This window comes from Romboutsia sp. LXY-2, assembly GCF_056171995.1.
In genome coordinates this window covers 507,724-528,442 of sequence record NZ_JBKFGI010000004.1, presented here as the reverse complement: position 1 = coordinate 528,442, position 20,719 = coordinate 507,724, and the positions used below count along the sequence as shown (strand labels likewise).

Sequence of the window (20,719 nt, the reverse complement as noted above, 5' to 3'; positions counted from 1 at the left end):
AGTAATAAAACCCAATAGAGCGAGGTAATAATTATGAATCAGCAATTTGAAAGCACATTATACATTGTAAAAGAAATTATTGTTGAACCTGGGTTAGAGAGTGATTATATAAAGTTTTTAAATGCCATAGATAAATATTTACAGGTTAAATATTCTAAGTATTATAGCCATCTTCATTTATATGAAGATAAAGAAGAAAGTAATAAGTTTTATATGACAGCTTCTTATAAAAATGAAGAGGGAATATATGATATTATAGAAGATATAGAAAATGATATCACCTGTTTATATAAAGATGTATACGGAGAAAGAGTGAAGAGAAATGTTATTTTTTCTTTTGATACTGTCAAACGATTAATACCACCATTACTACCATCTAAATTTTTTGACTTTACTTCAACAACTAGGGTATAATAAAGTGTTAAGAATAAGAGCTATTAATATGATCTAACATCATATAAGAATAGCTCTATTTTTGTGTCATAAATTTAATGAAGATGCAGAATTAAAATAACGATAGATATTTTTAACATATAATTAGTATTAAGATAAAGTTAATTTTATAAATTAAGTGTAAACATATCTAATATAAGTGCATATATTGTTTTAAGACTGAAAGATAAAAAAGAAAACTTGCAAAAAATATTAAGTTGGAGGTAGGATATATGAATGAATATATTGAGTTAGTATACTTCGATTATGAAGAAGAGCTAGATTATGATGATTACTCACCTGATTATGAAGCTGAATAATTAAATAAGTAAGGATGAAATTAATTAGTTTGGATGTGGATTTGCAAAATAAAATATTTATAATGCAAATCAAACTTAAATAATATGGGAGAACCAGTTATGAGGTCACTAATAAAAGGGAAATTATGAGGATACTTTAATATCTTTACTAATTTCCCTTTTGCGTATTAGGAAAGATTACCAAATGAATTAGTTTAACATATTTACAATTATATAAATATATATTAAGCTAAAATATAGTGAATAATTGTCAGTACATATGACATTTAAATATAAATCAAAATGGGGGAAACTTATGAAAAAATATTTAGGAGAAATAGGGTTAATTTTTGTTGCAATTATATGGGGAGGCGGATTTGTAGGTACTCAACTTTCTTTAGATGGTGGGTTATTGCCTTTGCAAATACTTACATTAAGGTTTTTATTAGCATCAGTAATTCTGGGGATAATATTTTTTAAAGTTATTAAGAAAAATATTAATAAAGAAAGTATTAAAGCAGGAACTTTTTTGGGAAGTATTTTGTTTATTGCTTTTGCAACTCAAACAATAGGATTACAATTTACAACACCATCAAAAAATGCTTTTATAACAGCAGCAAATGTTGTAATTGTACCATTCATTGGATTTATTTTATATAAAAGGAAGTTAGATAAAATAGGATTAATAAGTAGTCTTATAACATTACTAGGTATAGCAATTTTATCTTTAGAAAGTGATTTTTCTATCAATATTGGAGATATGTTGACACTTTTAGGTGCAGTTGCATTTGCTTTTCATATATTCTTTACAAGTGAATTGGCACCAAAGTATAATGCTATTGTATTAACTACTACTCAGTTTGCTGTAGCTTTTATTTTATCTATGTTATTCCAAATAGCAAGTGGCCAAGGAAAAATAAATGCAAATAGCCTTGGTTATGCTGGTGTATTATACTTAGCATTTTTTAGTACAATTTTAGGATTTGTAACTCAGACAATTTGCCAAAAGAATGTTGATAGTACAAAAACAGCTATTATTTTATCAACTGAAGCAGTTTTTGGTACTATACTTTCTATTATATTTATAGGAGAAGAATTAACATTAAAACTAATTATAGGAAGTATATTAATTTTTGGTTCTATTATAGCTTCTGAGACAAAATTATCATTTATCTATAAAAATAATAATATAGATAGTGACTGCACTGACGAAGAGTATTTGGAGAAGGTTGATAATTTGTAAATTAATTACAAAATAACTAATATATTTAATGGATACTTAGGTATTAAAAATAGTATTTGATAAATACTATAAGAGAAATAAATTATCAATAGGGAGTGACAATATGCCAAAACATCCAAATAGAGTACCAAAGTATAATAAAAGACCTGATGCTTTAAGAATCGAAGTAGCAAGAGAACTTGGTCCTGAAGTAATACCAGGAGTAGAAGCAAATATTGCTTTAGCTTCTAGAGGAGAAGCTAAATATAGCAAAAAGACTACTAATAAAATTAACAACTTAAGAACCGAATACAGATTTAAAAATAGAGAGAATAATTAATATATTAATAAGAGTATGGAAATCAAAAAAGATTTTCATACTTTTTTTATTGGCTATGTTTTTGTGATAATATTATATTATGAATAAAGATTTAACAAACTTTAGGAGGAGATTAAATATGCCTATATATTTAGATAATGCAGCAACATCTTATCCAAAACCAATTAATGTAGCAAAATCAGTATATGATTTTATGATAAACAATGGGACAAGCTCAGGTAGAGGTTCATATCAAAAGGCAATGGAGTCTGATTTTATTGTTTATGAGACAAGAAAACTTATAGGTAATATGTTTAACTTTGATGATCCTAAAAGGGTTGTCTTTACATCGAATGTTACAGAATCATTAAATCTTGCAATAAGAGGAGTTTTAAAAGAAAATGATCATGTGATAACAAGTAGCTTGGAGCATAATGCTGTTTGGAGATGTTTGAAAACATTAGAAAAAGAAAAAAACATAACTATTTCTAAAGTTGAATGTGATGAATATGGATTTACTAATCCGAATAATGTTGAAAAGCATATTACAGACAAAACTAAGCTAATAATATTTACACACGCATCAAATGTACTTGGAACAATTCAACCAATAAGGGAAATAGGTAAAATAAGTAAAAAACACAAAATACCTTTTTTAGTAGATACAGCTCAAAGCGCTGGAGCGTACCAAATAGATATGAAAAAGGATAATATAGATTTGCTAGCTTTTACGGGGCATAAAAGTTTACTAGGACCTATGGGAATAGGAGGTTTAGTTGTTAATAAATATGTAGATGTATCTCCATTAAAAGTAGGTGGTACTGGTGGTGATTCAGCATACGAATATCAACCAGATTATTATCCTAATAAATTAGAAACAGGAACATTAAATGTAAGTGGAATTATTGGTCTTAGGGAAGGTATTAAATTTATTAATAAGGAAAGTATGGAAAAGATACATCATAAAGAAAAAGAATTAACAGCTTATGCATTAGAAAAATTAAGTAATATTAAAGATATTGAAATTTATGGTCCTAAATGTGTTGATAAGATTTTAGCTGTAATATCTTTTAATCACAAGTCTTTGACAGCAGAAGAGATAGCTTATAGGCTAGATACTAATTATAATATTATGGTTAGAGCAGGTTTACATTGCTCCCCTAATGCTCATAAAATAATGGGAACAATTAACAAAGGAGCAGTTAGGATAGGTATAGGATACTTTAATAAAAAGGAAGATATAGATAAATTAGTAAATGCACTAGAAAATATATCTGAAGAAGGAGAAACACTATGTATTTAGATAGTATAATGCTAAAATTTATCCAACCTTGTACTGCTGACTCAAATAGAATCAGAGCTAAAGCTGTTTTATCCAGAGATATAAGTGATATTTTACCATACATTAATGGCTATATAAAAAATGGTATATATAATGAAAATGCAAAGACTTTTACATTTTCTTATGAAGATAAACTTATAAATTTTTATAGTAAAGAAGTTAATGTAGCAAAATTAATTAATGAGTCTGAAGCTTTTGAAATATTAGATTATCTTAAAGAAATGATTAACTATGTTTATGAAAAGAGAACAGAGATAATACCATCTAATGAAATAAAAAAACTACCGAGCCCTTTAGAAATATATCAATATTTACCAAAGATAAACTGTGGATTCTGCGGTCAGGCAACTTGTCTTGCATTTGCTACTAATTTGATTAAAGATGAGTATAAGTTAAAAAGGTGTAAATATATATTTGAAAAGGGAAATAAAGATAATCTAGAAAAACTTGAAAATATAATACTATTATTGGGATATGATTTAGAATAAAATAAATAAAAGTTTGCAGATAATCTATTATTAAATAGTTATTTGCAAACTTTTATTTTGTAATTATTTCATGCCTAATTCAGTCTCAGTATTAGAAGGAGATTTTGGTGCATCAAAAGGTATAGTTATTACATCTGTACCACGTGGTTTTAAGAAATCTAAATCTTGCCAAGTTAACCAAACTGTTGTTATATCATGTGTCTTACCTAAAAATGATAGTTCAGGCAAGTGTAGCGCTTTGGTAGTATTAGATGGAACTGTTATATTACCCTGATAAACATCTGCGAAAGCGCCCCATTCAACTAAAATATCTCTGTCTGTATGATTTGTTATTTCTATGACAGGGTAATGATTAGACTTAGTTGAATCTACATCATTAGCCGCAGTGATAGATGGCGTTTTTGCAAACGAAATTGTTGCAAAAAAAGAAAGCATTAATATTGTAACTAACAAGAATCTTATTTTTTTGATCAAAATAACCAACTCCTAAAATTGTGTGATAATAAAATATTTAATATTAGTATTATCGAGTAAAATTTAAATATTCATATAAATAACAAAATAGAGTATATTCATTACAAACTTAAATCTCACTAAGTCATTAATGAATATACTCTTTCTTATGTTTTGTTACTTTTTAAGCTGTAATTTCAGTTTCTTCGATTAGTTCTGACGCTAGATTCTTTAAAAGAATATTTCTTACTATACCATATTCATTTTCTTTTTGGAGCATTATTTCAAATCCTAGATTTAAAACAGTTTTCAAGCTAAATATATTTTCGCATGCTATGGCTGTAACAATAAATTTCATATCTCTATCTATTGATGCATCTATTCTTGCTTCAACTAAAACACGGTGTAGTGAATTTCCACGATATAGTGGATCAACCATTACATATCCAGAGACATATGTCGCTTCTATTTGAGAAGCTGTTAAGCCTATTTCTACTAAATTTGAAGTGTATTCAAGGTCAGGAGATTCACATAATGCTGAAGCTACTAATGTCTCATCAACATAACACCCAATGATAAAACCACCTCTGTCTATAACATTTTGTAAATATGATTCATCTCTAAATTTAAGCCAATTTTTATTATCCATGGTACTGTTTACTCGATTAAATAAGTCAATTACATCTTTAAACATTTCTTTGGTGATGTAGCATAAGTCACCGTATAAGTTTTCACAAGGAATACCATTAAACTTAGCTAATTTTATTTTTTCTATCATGTAAGCACCAAATGTTCACATAGGATCGCTATTCCTACGCAGTTCTCTTACGAACTTCTCATACTTTCATATGAGAGCAGACTATTTCTTCACCCTCGACACTAGCCGTACTAGTCGTTAGGGGCAACCCACTTCCACCATCAATCGCTTATGGTGTACGAGATTTCTCTCTAGTCGTTGAAGGTTTCCCTGTTCGGGACTTCCCTGCATGAACATCCATTATAAAAGCACTTAGGTTTTAACCGTATGCCATCCTGAGACTTTTTTCTACTTTCGTTCCATCACGTTTAAAGCTGTTCGCTTTTGCGTTGTGGCACCCAGGCTTTAGGAATTATCTGCAATTCAAGTTGTGTCCTATGCAGATTTCTCTACATACGAGGCTACATTTACCTCTTTTCTAAAAAATAAGAAGATTAACTGTTGTTTTCTATCTTAAGCATTAAATATTGTTTACTATTTTTAAATATTATAATAGATATTATAGCATAGAATTCGACAAAAGTAACAAAAAATATATGTAAAATATAGGTTAAAATAAATAGAAATCGTTAAAAAAATTTATCATAAAAAATAAAAAGGTTTAGCAAATACTAAACCTTTCAAAAATGCGAAGTTTAAGTTAATCTTGATAGTTTGAAACAGCATTGCTTGCTGCAAATAATGCTTCATCGACAGCTGAAAGAGTATTTTGTATTTGATACTTATTGTTTTGTTTTTCAACATTTTCAGCTGCAATTTTTAAAGATAGTTGTGCTCTTTGAAGTTGAGAAAAGGCAGTTACTAAATCTTGCTTTGCAGTTTTCATAAATTACCTCCAAGTTTGTATTTAATATGTATTTATTAAAAGTATTTGCAAAATAAATATATCTATACACTTACTTTAATAACAACTAAAGAATATTAAAATTTATATGGGTAAATATAAAATAAAGGATTAAATATAATTTTTAGGAGAAGAATATGTACAAATTTAATAAAAATGTTAGAAGATTAATATTATTGTTTTGTATATTATTATTGGGTTTCACAAGCATGGGAATGTCTAAACCTAATAGCATAGAAAAAAAGAAAATATTTAAAAATATTTACATAGAAGAAACTAATATTGGGGGGATGACCAAAGAACAATGCAGACAGGAATTATACAAAAACTATAAAATAGAGCCGATTATTATTAAGTATGATGATAAAGTTTTTAATATAAAGCCTAATGATATTAATTTATATTATGACTATGAAGGATGTTTAGATAAGGCATTTGAATATACTCATAGTGAAGATAATTATGAAAATTTTAAGCGCATATTTAGTTTGAGCTTTAATGGTGAATATAAAATAAATTTAGAAACTCATTATAATGAGATAAAACTAAGCGAAATAATTCGAAATATAGCCAAGGACATTAATGTAGAGGTTCAAAATGCAACAATAGATATAAAGGACTCTGGAGAAATAATAAGAACAGAATCTAAGGAAGGACTAGAGGTAGATTTGATAAAACTGAAAGAACATATTTATGATATGATGGTATCGCATAAAATTCAGGTTATAGATTTACCAGTTAAAGTAATAAAACCAAATGTTACTACAGAAGATGTAAAATCAATAGACACTGTACTTGGGCAGTATAGTACTAGCTTTAATGAATATAGTGCAAGAGGAAGTAATATTCATGTTGCAGCACTTAGCACTAGTGAAAAATTAATTATGCCACAAGAAGTGTTTTCTTACAATAATACAACAGGTTATAGATCATGGAGTAATGGTTATAAAACAGCTAAGGTAATTGTTGGAGGTAAATATGTAAATGGTGAAGGCGGAGGAGTTTGTCAAGTATCTACAACTATCTACAATGCAGCACTACTTTCAGGAATGCAAATAGAAGAAGTTCATAATCATACTTTACAATCTCATTATGCGCCAAGGGGGAGAGATGCTGCAGTATCATATGGATATACGGACTTAAAATTTAAAAATGGATATGCACATCCAATATATATTAAAAATATTGTGAATAATGGTGCTGTAACTTCTAAAATATATGGATGTAGTCAAGACAGAGAAAAATTATATATAAAAACTGAGGAAAAATATAGCAATGATAAAATTGATGTAAAAACTTTTAGAGTATATCTAGATGAAGAAAATAATAAAATTAGGGAAGAATTAATAGCAAATAGTAAGTATAAAATTCATTGATTACATAGGCAACCAAATAGAATTGGTTGCTTTTATTTTTATATCGAAAGATAGGGCATAGAATTAGAAAAACGTGTTAATTAATTAACTATGAAAACGTAATCTGTAAAGTGGATGCTGTTTATTTCTATATAATATTAATAATATATACAAAAAATCTTAATAAAATAAAAAATATTTCGGAAAAAAATCAAGATTTGTTTATTATATAAAGTTAAACATATACAAAGGTTTAATAGGTAAGAACTATAAAGAATTTTCAAGATTATTAATACAAACTTGGTAAAATATAGTATACTTATCGTAGGGTTAAATCTATAACAATCGAGTGTGAAATTTATAAAAAATTCAGGGATGCACTTATATTTATTTGTAGAATAACAGTTTAACTCTAGAATAATTGTCAGAATGGAGAATAGAGAGATGAGTAACAAAATAGTCAAAAAGGTTCAATTAACAGATAATATTTATTTAATGGATATCGAAGCTCCTCGTGTTGCGAAAGCTTCAAAGCCAGGGCAATTTATTATAATAAAAAACGACGAAAAAGGGGAAAGAATACCACTAACAATTGCAGACTATGATAGAGAAGCGGGGACAGTATCTATCGTATTCCAAACATTAGGAGCTTCGACTATGGAGCTTGCTAAATACAATGAAGGTGACACTGTAATGGACTTTGTTGGCCCGTTAGGTCAACCTAGTGAATTTATTGAAGAAGATATAAACGAACTTAAAAATAAAAATATATTATTTGTTGCTGGTGGTGTTGGATCAGCACCAGTATATCCACAGGTTAAATGGTTTAAAGAAAATGGATTAGACGTAGACGTTATAATAGGTTCAAGAAGCAAAGATTTACTAATATTAGAAGACGAAATGAGAGCTGCTGCCAAAGACTTATATATATCAACAGATGACGGTTCTTATGGATTCGATGGAAGAGTTACTGATTTACTAAAAGATTTAGTTCAAAACCAAGGTAAAAAATATGACCATGCTATAGTAATAGGTCCAATGATAATGATGAAGTTTATGTGTATGATGACTAAAGAGTTAGAAATACCAACAACTGTAAGTTTAAACCCAATAATGGTAGATGGTACAGGAATGTGTGGAGCATGTAGAGTAACTGTTGGTAATGAAGTGAAATTTGCTTGTGTTGATGGACCAGAATTTGATGGACACTTAGTAGACTTTGACGAAGCTATGAGAAGACAAAGAATGTATAAGACTCAAGAGGGAAGAGCTATACTTGAGCAAGAAGAAGGGGATACGCACCATCATGGAAACTGTGGATGTGGAGGTAACATATAATGAGTAAAATGGGTAGAACGCCAGTACAAGAACAACCAGCAATAGAGAGAAGAAATAACTTTGAAGAAGTGTGCTTAGGTTATAATCTAGAAGAAGCAGTAACAGAAGCTAATAGATGCTTAGGATGTAAAAAACCAAAGTGTGTTGAAGGATGCCCTGTTGGAATAAACATACCTGCATTTATAGAAAAAATAAAAACTAAAGATATAGAAGAAGCGGCTAGAATAATCGCAGAGTCAAGTTCTTTACCTGCAGTATGTGGTAGAGTTTGTCCTCAAGAAAATCAATGTGAGGGACAATGTGTATTTGCAAGAAAGGCAGGAGCTATAGCTGTAGGAAAATTAGAAAAATTTGTTGCAGACTGGTCAAGAGAAAATAACATAAACTTAGCGCAAACTGAATCAAAGAATGGTAAAAAAGTTGCTGTTATAGGTAGCGGACCAGCAGGTCTTGCTTGTGCAGGAGATTTAGCTAAGAAAGGTTATGATGTTACTATTTTTGAAGCTATGCACGAAGCTGGTGGAGTTTTAACTTATGGAATTCCAGAATTTAGATTACCAAAGCAAGAAATAGTTCAAGCTGAAATAGATAACATTAAAAAACTAGGGGTAAAAATAGAACTTAATGTTATAGTAGGTAGAACAATAACTATAGATGAATTATTAAATGATGAGAAATTTGAAGCAGTATTTATAGGTTCAGGTGCAGGACTTCCTAAGTTTATGGGAATAAAAGGAGAAAATGCAAATGGAGTATTTTCTGCTAATGAATTCTTAACAAGAGTAAACTTAATGAAAGCATATAAAGATGATTATGCTACACCTATAAGACTTGGAAAAGCGGTTGCAGTAGTAGGTGGAGGAAATGTTGCAATGGATGCAGCAAGAACCGCACTTAGACTTGGAGCAGAAACTCATATAGTATACAGAAGAAGTGATGAAGAATTACCAGCAAGAGCTGAAGAAGTACATCACGCTAGAGAAGAAGGCGTAATATTTGATACTCTAACAAATCCAACTGAAATATTAGTAGATGAAAATGGAGATGTTAAAGGGATGATCTGTGTCAGAATGGAACTTGGAGAGCCTGATTCTTCAGGAAGAAGAAGACCTGTTGTAGTTGAAGGATCAGAATTTACAATAGAAGTAGATACGGTAATAATGTCTCTTGGTACTAGTCCTAATCCATTAATAACATCAACAACTAAAGGCTTAGATACTAATAAGTGGGAGTGTATAGTTGCAGATGATAATGGAGTTACTTCAAAAGCAGGAGTATTCGCTGGTGGAGATGCTGTAACAGGTGCTGCTACAGTTATTTCTGCAATGGGTGCTGGTAAAAATGCAGCTTATGCTATAGATGAATATATTAAGCAAAAATCTTTATCTTCTGAAAGTCAGTATGCATAATATTAAATTGCAAATAAAAAAGAAGGATTCTATCCTTCTTTTTTATTTGCAAAGAAATTAGTAATTGTATATGAATATAGGCATAAGATATTATTAAGTAAACAATTAATATAAAATTTTAGCAAAATAGTTGCAAACACAACCAATGTAAAGGAGGCATGTTATGGGGGAACAAATATTAGGAAGTGAGTCCATTAATAAATTATTATTTAAGTATTCAGTGCCAGCTATTATAGGAATGATGGTAAATGCATTTTATAATGTGGTGGATAGAATTTTTATCGGTAACATACCAGAAGTTGGAACCTTAGCTATAACAGGGTTAGGGATAACCATGCCAATAACTACAATAATACTTGCTTTTGGAATGTTGGTGGGTATAGGAACGACTGCCAATATATCTATTAAATTAGGGCAAGATAAAAGAGAAGAGGCAGAAAAACATATAGGAAATGCAGTTAGTTTAGCTGTAGGTATAGGTTTTATCTTAATGACAATAGGTATATTATTTAGTAAAAATATATTAAACTTATTTGGAGCAAGCGAAAATACATTACAATATGCGAAAGATTATATAAATATAATTTTGCTTGGAACACCAGTTAATATGCTAGCATTTTCATTAAATCATTCTATTAGAGCTGATGGTAGCCCTAAAGTATCTGCGGCAATCATGGTTATAGGGTGTATAACAAATATTATATTAGATTCTATATTTATTTTTAATTTTAATATGGGTATAAAAGGTGCAGCACTAGCCACAATAACATCTCAATGCTTAACGGCAATATTAACAATAATTTATTATAATAGTTCAAAATCAAATCTTAAATTAAAGAAAAATAATCTTAAACTTGATATTAAATTAGTTTATGGAGTTTTTGGAATAGGTTTTTCTGCTTTTGCTATGCAATTAGCATCAAGTATGGTTCAAGTTATTGCAAATAATTCGCTAAAAATATATGGAGGAGACTTGGCTATAGGAGCAATGGCTACAGTAAGCTCAGTGTCAATGATGTGCTTAATGCCTATTTTTGGCTTAAACCAAGGTTCTCAACCCATTGTAGGATTTAACTATGGGGCTAAAAAATATATGAGAGTAAAAAAAGCATATTTATCTACATTGATTTATGCAACTGTTATACTTTGTATAGGTGCACTTTTAGTTCAAGTATTTCCAAATGTAATTGTTGGTTTCTTCAACAATGATGAAAATCTTACATCAATGTCTTCTCAGGGATTGCGAGTATATTTATTAATGCTACCAATAGTCGGATTAACTATTACAGGTACATCATTTATACAATCAATAGGTAAAGCAAAAACTGCTATGTTTTTAAGTTTATTAAGACAGGTGTTATTATTAATACCAGCTATGATAATTTTACCAAATTTCTTTGGTCTAAAAGGTATATGGATGTCTCAGCCTTTAGCAGATATAGTCTCTACTATAATTACTGGAATAATAGTATTTAAAGAGCTAAGAAGTTACAATAAGTATATTATCAGCTGTGAAGATAATAAATTTGATAATAGGGTAAAATATGTTCATATTAATAATAATATAGAAGCTAGTTTGGAAAAAAGTGAAAAAATGTACTAAGGCTTTATCAATGGAAAGAATAATTCAAGGAAAATGGATACTTGCTCTTAGATGTACCTGTGACTAAATAATCAATTTAATATGACTATTTAATAATAAAGGAGGAGCGAAATTCGCTCCTCTTATTTTAACTAAGTAATCATTTAAATTATAGATAACTCATATATTGTATAAGTATCGATTAGGAGGAATAAAAAGATGAATTGTGTAACTTATTCTTTAAAATTAGATCAGAATAATTCTAATAATTATTATTCTAATGTTAAAGAAATTAGTAATAAAATAAAAGAGAAAATTTTATTTGGAGGGAAAGATTACTTAAATGAATTTATGCAATTTATCCTAAGTGAAAACATAGAAGAATTAAGAAATAAAGAAGAATATGGGTTAGAGTTACTCTTAATTGGAATATTACTTGAAGAATATATTGATAACGCAAGAAAATTTAATGTTTTAACTAAAGGTATTTTTGTAAGATTAAATAGTCTTCGCGGAAAGAATGATAATTATAAAATTGAAATAGATAATATTAGAGGAAAGCTTGCTACAATGATATTAATGAGAAAAAAACATATTTTTAAAGACACAACCCTAGATGATTTCACATTATTGTTGAAATGGATAGAAGCATGTGGAGACTTTAATGAAGAATTGTTAAGATTAAAAAACTGGGAGAAGTTTTTAAAATATAAAGGAATATACTATAGTAATGATTTATTTATTTTTTGTAAGAATTTAATAGTAAAGTTTTATGAATTAAATAAAGAATCATTAGGGTGCTATACTAGATATGTAAATGAGTATTTAAACAATTATAAAAAAGATCATTACAATAAAGATGACATTGTTTATTGTGGAAAAGGAGAAATTCAGTATTTTTTTAATATGATTAGCTCAGAAATAATTAATGAAGTATATAGAAAAGAATTCAAGGTATGTGAAGAAAAAATAGTTTTTTTGCCGGAATGTATGAGAGCCAAAAGTAAACTATGTTTAAGTACAAAGACTTCAAAAGGATATTTGTGTAGTAATTGCTCTAAAGATTGTAATGTTGGCCAGTTATCTTTTCTAGGAGAAAAATACGGCTTCAGTGTGTTTATTATGCCTCATCAATGTGATGAATTTGATTATAAGAATACACTAAAGGATAATATTGGAATTATATACATTTCTTGTGTTTTAAACTTATATTCAGAGCATTTAAAGACAATTCGTTTTGGATATAAACCTCAATGCGCAGTCCTTGACTATTGTGGATGTAGAGAACATTGGTGTTCAACGGATATAATGACTAATATTAATGTTGATGAGTTAAAAAATATTCTTGGTTTTACATGTGGGAATTAGCATAATCTTATTATTAATTTGAGATACTAATAAATAAAGAAGGAGTATGCTTTATGAAAAAATTATTATATATTAGTGTTAACTCAAAGCCTGAAGAATTATCGGCAAGTAAGACTGTCGCTAGAAAATTTATAAGTAAATTTATTGAAGATAATAAAGATTTTATAGTTGAAGAATTAGATTTATATAAAGAACATATACCAAGACTTGAATACCAATATTTTGAAAAAAGAAATTGTATAATAGATGAAAATGATGCAAAAAAGTTAGATGATAAAGATCAAAAAGAAGTTCAAAGAATAAGAGAACTATGTGATCAGTTTGTTAGTGCAAACGTATATGTTATATCTGCACCAATGTGGAGTTTATCATTTCCAGCTCCGCTTAAAGAGTATATTGATTGTATAATACAAGACCAAAAGACTATTTCCTTTGATAGTGGAAAGCCGGAAGGGCTTTTAAATGATAAAGATAGAACGCTAGTTTACATACAATCATCAGGAGGGAACATTCCTTGGATATTAAAGCCAGTGATGAACAAAGGTATTAATTATATCGAAAACATCATAAAATTTATGGGAATCAAAAAATTTGAGGAGTTGCTTGTTGATGGGACCGGATATACAAAAGAGGATTTAGATGAGGCAATAGATAAAGGAATTGAAAAAATAGATGATGTAATAAAAACAATGAAGTACTAATTTTAAGAATTGATAACTTAAAAATAGGCATAAAGTCAAAAAAGTGTAAGAGTTTTTAGCTTGCACTTTTTTTATTTTAATGAATAAAAAAAACTTTTTATAAAATTAATTATTAGGTGATAAAAGAAGAAAATTGACTAATAATAAGGAGAAGGAAGAAGAATATATAATAACTTTTTGTCGAAAGTAAGCGCCTAATATTGATAATTGGAAAAATATATCTAATGAATCAAAATATGGCACAATATGTAATCTTGACAAAATATTGGAGGGCGAGCTATGAATAAAAAGTTAATAAAGCTTATCAAAGGCAAATTTATAATCGTAATAGCTAGTAGTATATTAACTATTACTTCATTATATAATACTAGTTTTGCATATGAAAAAGGATCTAAGGATAGTTTGTATGCTAATAATATTATTGGAAAGACAATAAGTGAGGTAATTTATGATACTTCATTAGAAATTAAAAAAGGGCCGATGGAGAGTTTTGGAAAAACTGCTTATATAACTATTGATGATGGACCATCTAAATATACTGGAGAAATTATAAATATACTAAATAAATATAACGCAAAAGCTACTTTCTTTATGATTGATTCTAATATGAAAATGTATCCAGAAGAAGTAAAAAAGATAATTGAAAATGGCAATACATCTGGATTTCATAGTGTTAGCCATGATATTCATAAGCTTTATAAAACAACAACATCAGCTAAAGAAGAATTTGATATAAATAATGAAACATTTTTTGAAATAACTGGTACACACTCAAAATTAATAAGACTTCCATATGGAAGTAAGCCTTACACTCCTAAAGAATCTTACGAGTCATTAGTAGAGGCAGGATATAAAATGTGGGACTGGGATATTGATACACAAGACTGGAGAGCGAACTCAATGCAGATAGTTGATAATGTTACTACTTATTCTAAAAATCAAGATGAAATAGTTATTTTAATGCATGAAAAAGCTCAAAGTGTAGCAGCTTTAGATTCCATATTAAAATATTTAAGTGAAGATGGATACGTTATATTGCCTATAAAAGAAGATCAAGAACCACAAAACTTTTGGCAAGGAAATTTAAAATAAAATATTAGATGAGGTGTTTTATGTGAAAAAATCATTTTATATATCAGCTTTAAGTATATTTTCACTTACCTTAATGGGTTGTAGCAATAATATAGCAAAAGTTAATGGAGTTGAAATAACGAAAGAGGATTATCAAAAAACTATAGAAATAATTGCAGCAACAAGTGGATATGTTCAAGGAAAGTCTGTTGAAGAAATAATAGAAACATATAGAAATGAAAGCAATGAAAATATGAAAAATGAAATAGTATCTTTTATGGTAGACAATGAACTACTATATCAAGTGGCAAAAGATAAAGCTAGTCCACCGACTAAGGAAGAAGTTAATGAAAAACTTCAAGTCGTAGAAAAGTCCATTGATGGTAACCCATCATATAAGAAAAAACTTGAGGTAATAGGAGTAGAAAAAGATTATTTAGAAAAAGAAATATATAAAGACCTTACTATACAAAAGTATAGAAATGATTATGAGAGCAAAGTACGTGTATCAGAGGAGGATATAAAAAAATATTACAATGATAATATTGATAAATTTAAAGTAGAAGAAATAGATGCTTCGCATATTTTAATTTCTACACTAGATGAAAATAAAAAAGAAATTAGTAGTGATGAAAAAAAACAAAAATATCAGTTAGCTGTTGAAATATTAAATAAAGTAAAAAATGGAGAAGATTTTTCAGAATTAGCAAAAAAATATTCAGATGATAAATTAAGTGGCAAGTATGGTGGTAGATTAGGATATTTTTCAAAAAATGATATGAATGTAGAATTTAGTAATGAAGTATTTAGATTGTCTAAAGGAGAGACATCATCAGTTATTGAAACATCATATGGTTACCACATTATAAGAAATAATGATAAAAAAATTGTTACAAAAGAATTAGATCAATGTAGAGAAAATATTAAAGAAAATATATTGAATGAGAAATTCATAAAGCATATAGAGGAACTAAAAGAAAATGCTCAGATAAAAAGATAGAAGTTATATTATAAAGATTTTATATATTTATAAACACCTTAGTGACAAAATATCATTTAAAATGATAAAGTATCACTAGGGTGTTTTTTATTAAAAAGGGAACTAATATGTAATAAGGGGGAATATAAATGAGTGTACATAAAATAGCAGTAGATTTATTATCAAAAAATGAAGAATTTGCTTTTGCAACAATTATTGAAGATTCAGGATCCACACCAAGATCTAAAGGTGCCAAGATGATTGTAAAAAATGATGGGAGAATCTATGGAACTGTAGGTGGGGGTAGTATGGAAGCTGACTGTATAAGTAAATCTATAGAATGTATAAATAATAAAGAATCAATAGTTTATGATTTCAATTTAAGTAATAATGATGCAGCAAAGTCAGATATGATATGTGGTGGAAAAGGTAAAATATCCATAGATTACATAGACTATAAAGATAGTATAAATATAAAGTTTTTTGAGAATGAGTTAGAAAAAGAAAGTAATGCTAATGGCAAGGCCTATATATTTGGGGCAGGTCATGTTTCTAAGTATGTAGCAGAGGTATTAGATATGCTTGAGTTTGAGACGATAGTTATTGATGATAGAGAAGAATTTGCTAATAAAGAAAGATTTACAAAAACAAAAGTTGTAGTTCTAGATTCGCTAGAGGATTTATCAAGTATTGAAGTTTGTGAGAATAGTTATATTTTAATAATAACTCGTGGACATATGCATGATTCAAACGTATTAGAGTGGGCATTGCAAACTAATGCTTATTATATTGGTATGATTGGAAGTAAAAGAAAAGCAAAGTTAACATATGATAAGTTATTAGAAAAAGGATTAAGAAGTGAAGCGTTGGATAAAGTACATTGCCCAATTGGCATAAAGTTAAAGGCACAGACTCCTGCTGAAATAGCAATAAGTATAGGTGCAGAACTTATTAATTGTAGGGCGGAGAAAATAAACGCATAAAAATGAAGAATTTAATTTAAATAAGGATTATAAGTAAAAAGATATGTTTTATACTTATAATCCTTTTTATTATAAAATCTATAAAAAATTAGATATTTGAAAATATTCTCAATTTTAAAATTAATAATTACGAAATGAGAATTTATATTGTAAAATGACAAATTTGTGGGAAAATGTTTTTTAAGGTTAATGGAAATGTTAAGTTTTTATTTATTTATGCCTAAATTATACTTGAAAAAGTTATATACAAATATAAAAAATAATGGCACGTATTTTGCTTAATAAAAAATAAGGAGGTGAAGGGGGATAAAAAGTATTTAATAATCTCTAGAAAACATAAATAGAGAGATTTAAGAAAATTATATAGAAACGTACCTATTAAATATTTTAAATCATTACTAAAGCATTAGAATTATAACATTAGCTAAATATGTAAGGTTGGAGTATGTATAGGACGCTATGGTACTAGGTAGACATGTGATTAACTAGTATGTAGTAAGTTAAATTCATGGTCATAAAAAATTTATGGGAGGATTTATATTATGAAAGAGCGTAATACATCAAAATTCCATGTGGATGGTAAACCACCACTTAGAGAAGCTTTACCTTTAGGTTTACAACACTTAATGGCAATGATAGTTGGTAATATGGTTCCAGCTATATTAATATCAAGTATTGTGGGTCTAGATCAATCTATGTCAACAATGTTAATTCAAGGAGCTATGCTGGTAGCTGGATTAGCAACTTATTTACAGCTATATCCAATCCCTTTTATGAAAGGCTTAAAATTTGGTTCAAGGTTACCAGTAATTATGGGAACAAGCTATGTATTCTTAGGTGCGTGTCTTTCTGTTGCTGGTCAATATGGATTACCAGCACTGTTTGGGGCACAAATTGGAGGAGCCATAATAGTGTTCTTTGTTGGATTTGCTGTTAAGAAAATAAGAAAAATATTTACTCCAGTTATATCAGGTACAATAGTTTCTTGTATGGGATTAGGGTTATTTCCTGTGGCTATAAAGAATTTAGCAGGAGGTGTAGGTTCACCTGGATTCGGAGATCCTATTAACTTTTTAGTAGGTGCCATTGTTGCAGCAATAATAATACTACTAATGAAATTTGGAAAAGGTTTAATTAAAGATGCAGCTATACTAATTGGTATAGTGTTTGGATATTTAATAAGTCTAGGATTTGGTTTGGTAGATTTTTCAGCAGTAGCTGGAACATCATTAGTATCTCTTCCTACACCATTAGCATTTGGTTTAGAATTTAGATTAGATCTAATTATAATGTTTGCTGTGATATATATTATTGCAATAGCTGATATAATGGGAGCTGCATGTGTTGCTACATTTGGAGCAATGGATAGAGACGTAACAGATGAAGAATTAGCATCTGCTGTTATAGGAAATGCAGTAACTTCTATAATTGCATCAGTTTTTGGTTCTATACCTACTGGAATATTTAGCCAAAATACAGCAATAGTTGCAATGAACAAGGTTACAAGTAGATTTGTAATTTCAATAGCAGCATTTGTTTTAGTTTTAGTGGGTGTTTCACCTATGTTGGGTGCATTAATTACAACAATACCAGCATGTGTAGTTGGAGGGGCAACATTAGTAGTATTTTCTTCTATTACGATGGCTGGATTTGACATTATCAATATAGAAGGATTTACGCCTGAAAATAATCTTATTGCAGGAGTTGCGATAGCAACAAGTATCGGATTAACAACTGTACCTGAAGTATTAGTTAAATTCCCTGAAATAATTGTAACTATAGTTGGAGATTCAAGTATTGTATCAGGAGCTGTTATTGCGTTATTATTAAAGTGTATATTTAGCTTTAAATCTAGCAAAAAATCAACAAATCAGTAGTAGCTAAAAAATAGTAAGCTTGGAAATTCTATAGTTAATTAAATAACTAACACTAGTTGGTTTTTATATACTAAACAAATTTTATGGGGGAATAATTATGATAGACTTATTAATTAAAAATTCTATAATTGTAACTGTAAATAAGAAAAGGGATGTCTTATTTGATGGAGCAATAGCTATTGAAAATGACAGAATAGTAGACATAGGTGATAGTAAAGTTTTAGAAGCTAAGTATAATGATGCAGAAAAAATTATTGATGGATATGGTAAGGTTTTATTTCCAGGGTTTATTAATACACACAATCATTTATTCCAAGTTTTACTAAAAGGTTTAGGAGATGATATGGCCTTAGGGGATTGGTTAAATAATATGATGTTCCCTGCAGCAAAATTTTTAAATGAAGAAGATACTTATCATGCAGCGATGCTTGGGTGTATGGAAGGGTTAAGAAGTGGTGTAACGACTATGGTAGATTATATGCATACACATAATAGACCTGGCCTTACTGATGGGATAATCAAAGCTTATAAAGAATTAGGTATAAGAGGTGTTATAGGAAGAGGATGTATCAATCTTGGTATACATAAAGAGTTAATAGAAAGTGTAGAAGATGTTGAAGCTGATCTTAGAAGGTTATTTAATGAACACCATAATTCTGAAAATGGAAGAATAAAAATCTGCGTTGCGCCATCTTCAATGTGGGCAATAAGTGAAGATATGGGGAAAATGCTTTGGAAAATTGTTAAAGAGTATGATTCATATTTTACCGTTCATATATCTGAAACAGAGTTTGCTAGAGAGATGACTAAGAAAGTACACGGAGAGATAGATATAAAGCTTTTAGAAAAATGGGGTATAATAGGACCTGAAGTAATTGCTGTTCATTGTGTTCATGTAAATGATGAAGATATGGATATGATAAAAAAAAATAACATTAAAGTATCTCATAATGTAGCTAGTAATATGTATCTTGCATCTGGAGTTGCACCAGTGCCTGAAATGCTAGAAAAAGGTATATCAGTAAGTCTAGGTGTTGATGGTGCTGCTAGCAATAATTCTCAAGATATGGTAGAGCTAATGAAAATTACTGCTCTTCAACACAAGGTGAAAAACTGTGATCCTTTAGCAATATCTGCTGAAAAGGTATTAGAAATGGCAACAATAGAAGGTGCAAAAAGTTTAAGATTAGAGGATGAAATAGGTTCACTTGAAGTTGGTAAAAAAGCCGATTTAGTTATATTTAATCCTATGCTTTCTCCAAAATCAATACCTCTACACAATCCAGTATCAACTTTAGTTTACTCATCAAGTATGCATAACATAGAAAGTGTAGTTGTTGATGGTCAAATAATTATGGAGAATTCAAAAATAATTACTATTGAGGATGATAAGTCAGTATTAATTAATGCACAAAAAGCGGCTGAAGAATTATGTAAAAGAGCAGATGTAAAGAATAGAATGGAAGGCCATAAATGGAATAGAACAGTTTTATCAGAAATTTAATTATTATGGATAGAAGCTATAGCATATAAAGTGAAAATATATATGCTATAGCTTTTGTTAATTTTATTTTATAAAAATATAATTGATAATTAGTTGAATTTTTAACTAAAGTAGAATTTAAAGATATATAATTATTAGATTATAAGTAAAAAATTCTCAATTTTAAAAAAAAGAATTATAGATATGATAAAATAAGATATATAATTAACAAATATATACAATAAATTCAATTATAATTATCTGGAATTATAATGACTAATTGAGATTATGAGAGTTAATATAGATATAAACTCATTTCTGCAAAATTATTATACATTATTAGAAAATGGTATAAAAGTTGCTTTATTAAAATTTAAAGTAATAGGCAGTGTCATAATTATAACAAACTGTTAAAAG

Annotated in this window: 19 protein-coding genes; 16 read left to right on the top strand and 3 right to left on the bottom strand. The window is 28.6% G+C overall.

Going from position 1 to position 20,719, the window contains the following annotated elements; translation table 11 throughout:
* The first annotated feature begins 33 nt into the window (after positions 1–33).
* From ACI48P_RS10800 to ACI48P_RS10780, 5 genes are all read left to right on the top strand, one after another.
* The gene (locus ACI48P_RS10800; protein WP_475215550.1) at positions 34–414 is read left to right on the top strand and encodes a hypothetical protein; all 381 of its coding nucleotides are present in this window, start codon (positions 34–36) and stop codon (positions 412–414) included.
* A gap of 633 nt (positions 415–1,047) precedes the next feature.
* On the top strand, positions 1,048–1,974 hold the full coding sequence (locus tag ACI48P_RS10795; protein ID WP_475215547.1) for a DMT family transporter: 927 nt from the start codon (positions 1,048–1,050) through the stop codon (positions 1,972–1,974).
* Between the two features lie 103 nt (positions 1,975–2,077).
* Positions 2,078–2,293, top strand: a complete 216-nt coding sequence (locus ACI48P_RS10790; protein ID WP_475215546.1) for a hypothetical protein — start codon at positions 2,078–2,080, stop codon at positions 2,291–2,293.
* Between the two features lie 118 nt (positions 2,294–2,411).
* On the top strand, positions 2,412–3,575 hold the full coding sequence (locus ACI48P_RS10785) for an aminotransferase class V-fold PLP-dependent enzyme (protein WP_475215544.1): 1,164 nt from the start codon (positions 2,412–2,414) through the stop codon (positions 3,573–3,575).
* Positions 3,566–4,102, top strand: coding sequence for a (Fe-S)-binding protein (locus ACI48P_RS10780; protein WP_475215542.1), 537 nt, complete (start codon positions 3,566–3,568; stop codon positions 4,100–4,102). The genes ACI48P_RS10785 and ACI48P_RS10780 overlap by 10 nt, the downstream gene beginning before the upstream one ends.
* A gap of 63 nt (positions 4,103–4,165) precedes the next feature.
* Here ACI48P_RS10780 and ACI48P_RS10775 read toward each other — a convergent pair whose 3' ends face one another.
* The 3 genes from ACI48P_RS10775 to ACI48P_RS10765 all read right to left on the bottom strand — a co-directional run bounded on the left by ACI48P_RS10775 (position 4,166) and on the right by ACI48P_RS10765 (position 6,138).
* On the bottom strand, positions 4,166–4,576 hold the full coding sequence (locus ACI48P_RS10775; protein WP_475215540.1) for a hypothetical protein: 411 nt from the start codon (positions 4,574–4,576) through the stop codon (positions 4,166–4,168).
* 163 nt (positions 4,577–4,739) lie between these two features.
* Positions 4,740–5,333, bottom strand: coding sequence for a hypothetical protein (locus ACI48P_RS10770; protein WP_475215538.1), 594 nt, complete (start codon positions 5,331–5,333; stop codon positions 4,740–4,742).
* Between the two features lie 619 nt (positions 5,334–5,952).
* The gene (locus ACI48P_RS10765) at positions 5,953–6,138 is read right to left on the bottom strand and encodes a hypothetical protein (protein WP_475215536.1); all 186 of its coding nucleotides are present in this window, start codon (positions 6,136–6,138) and stop codon (positions 5,953–5,955) included.
* 155 nt (positions 6,139–6,293) lie between these two features.
* Here ACI48P_RS10765 and ACI48P_RS10760 point away from each other — a divergent pair, with 155 nt between their 5' ends.
* From ACI48P_RS10760 to ACI48P_RS10710, 11 genes are all read left to right on the top strand, one after another.
* On the top strand, positions 6,294–7,532 hold the full coding sequence (locus tag ACI48P_RS10760) for a VanW family protein (protein WP_475215535.1): 1,239 nt from the start codon (positions 6,294–6,296) through the stop codon (positions 7,530–7,532).
* Between the two features lie 423 nt (positions 7,533–7,955).
* Positions 7,956–8,849: a sulfide/dihydroorotate dehydrogenase-like FAD/NAD-binding protein gene (locus tag ACI48P_RS10755; RefSeq protein WP_475215533.1), complete on the top strand. Its 894-nt coding sequence runs from the start codon at positions 7,956–7,958 to the stop codon at positions 8,847–8,849.
* Positions 8,849–10,258, top strand: coding sequence for an NADPH-dependent glutamate synthase (gltA, locus tag ACI48P_RS10750; RefSeq protein ID WP_475215531.1), 1,410 nt, complete (start codon positions 8,849–8,851; stop codon positions 10,256–10,258). Before ACI48P_RS10755 ends, gltA begins: the two co-directional genes overlap by 1 nt.
* A gap of 163 nt (positions 10,259–10,421) precedes the next feature.
* Complete coding sequence (locus ACI48P_RS10745) at positions 10,422–11,861, top strand: MATE family efflux transporter (RefSeq protein WP_475215529.1); 1,440 nt, start codon at positions 10,422–10,424, stop codon at positions 11,859–11,861.
* Positions 11,862–12,059: 198 nt separating this feature from the next.
* Positions 12,060–13,208, top strand: coding sequence for a DUF116 domain-containing protein (locus tag ACI48P_RS10740; protein ID WP_475215527.1), 1,149 nt, complete (start codon positions 12,060–12,062; stop codon positions 13,206–13,208).
* A gap of 53 nt (positions 13,209–13,261) precedes the next feature.
* Positions 13,262–13,909: an FMN-dependent NADH-azoreductase gene (locus ACI48P_RS10735; protein ID WP_475215525.1), complete on the top strand. Its 648-nt coding sequence runs from the start codon at positions 13,262–13,264 to the stop codon at positions 13,907–13,909.
* Positions 13,910–14,188: 279 nt separating this feature from the next.
* Positions 14,189–15,001 carry a polysaccharide deacetylase family protein gene (locus tag ACI48P_RS10730; RefSeq protein WP_475215523.1) on the top strand — a complete coding sequence of 271 codons (813 nt, stop codon included), beginning with the start codon at positions 14,189–14,191 and terminating at the stop codon, positions 14,999–15,001.
* A 22-nt stretch (positions 15,002–15,023) separates the two neighbouring features.
* On the top strand, positions 15,024–15,980 hold the full coding sequence (locus ACI48P_RS10725; protein ID WP_475215521.1) for a peptidylprolyl isomerase: 957 nt from the start codon (positions 15,024–15,026) through the stop codon (positions 15,978–15,980).
* Positions 15,981–16,108: 128 nt separating this feature from the next.
* Positions 16,109–16,942 carry an XdhC family protein gene (locus ACI48P_RS10720; protein ID WP_475215519.1) on the top strand — a complete coding sequence of 278 codons (834 nt, stop codon included), beginning with the start codon at positions 16,109–16,111 and terminating at the stop codon, positions 16,940–16,942.
* Between the two features lie 542 nt (positions 16,943–17,484).
* On the top strand, positions 17,485–18,819 hold the full coding sequence (locus tag ACI48P_RS10715; RefSeq protein ID WP_475215517.1) for a uracil-xanthine permease family protein: 1,335 nt from the start codon (positions 17,485–17,487) through the stop codon (positions 18,817–18,819).
* 97 nt (positions 18,820–18,916) lie between these two features.
* Positions 18,917–20,323, top strand: a complete 1,407-nt coding sequence (locus ACI48P_RS10710; protein WP_475215515.1) for an amidohydrolase family protein — start codon at positions 18,917–18,919, stop codon at positions 20,321–20,323.
* The last annotated feature ends 396 nt before the right edge of the window (positions 20,324–20,719 follow it).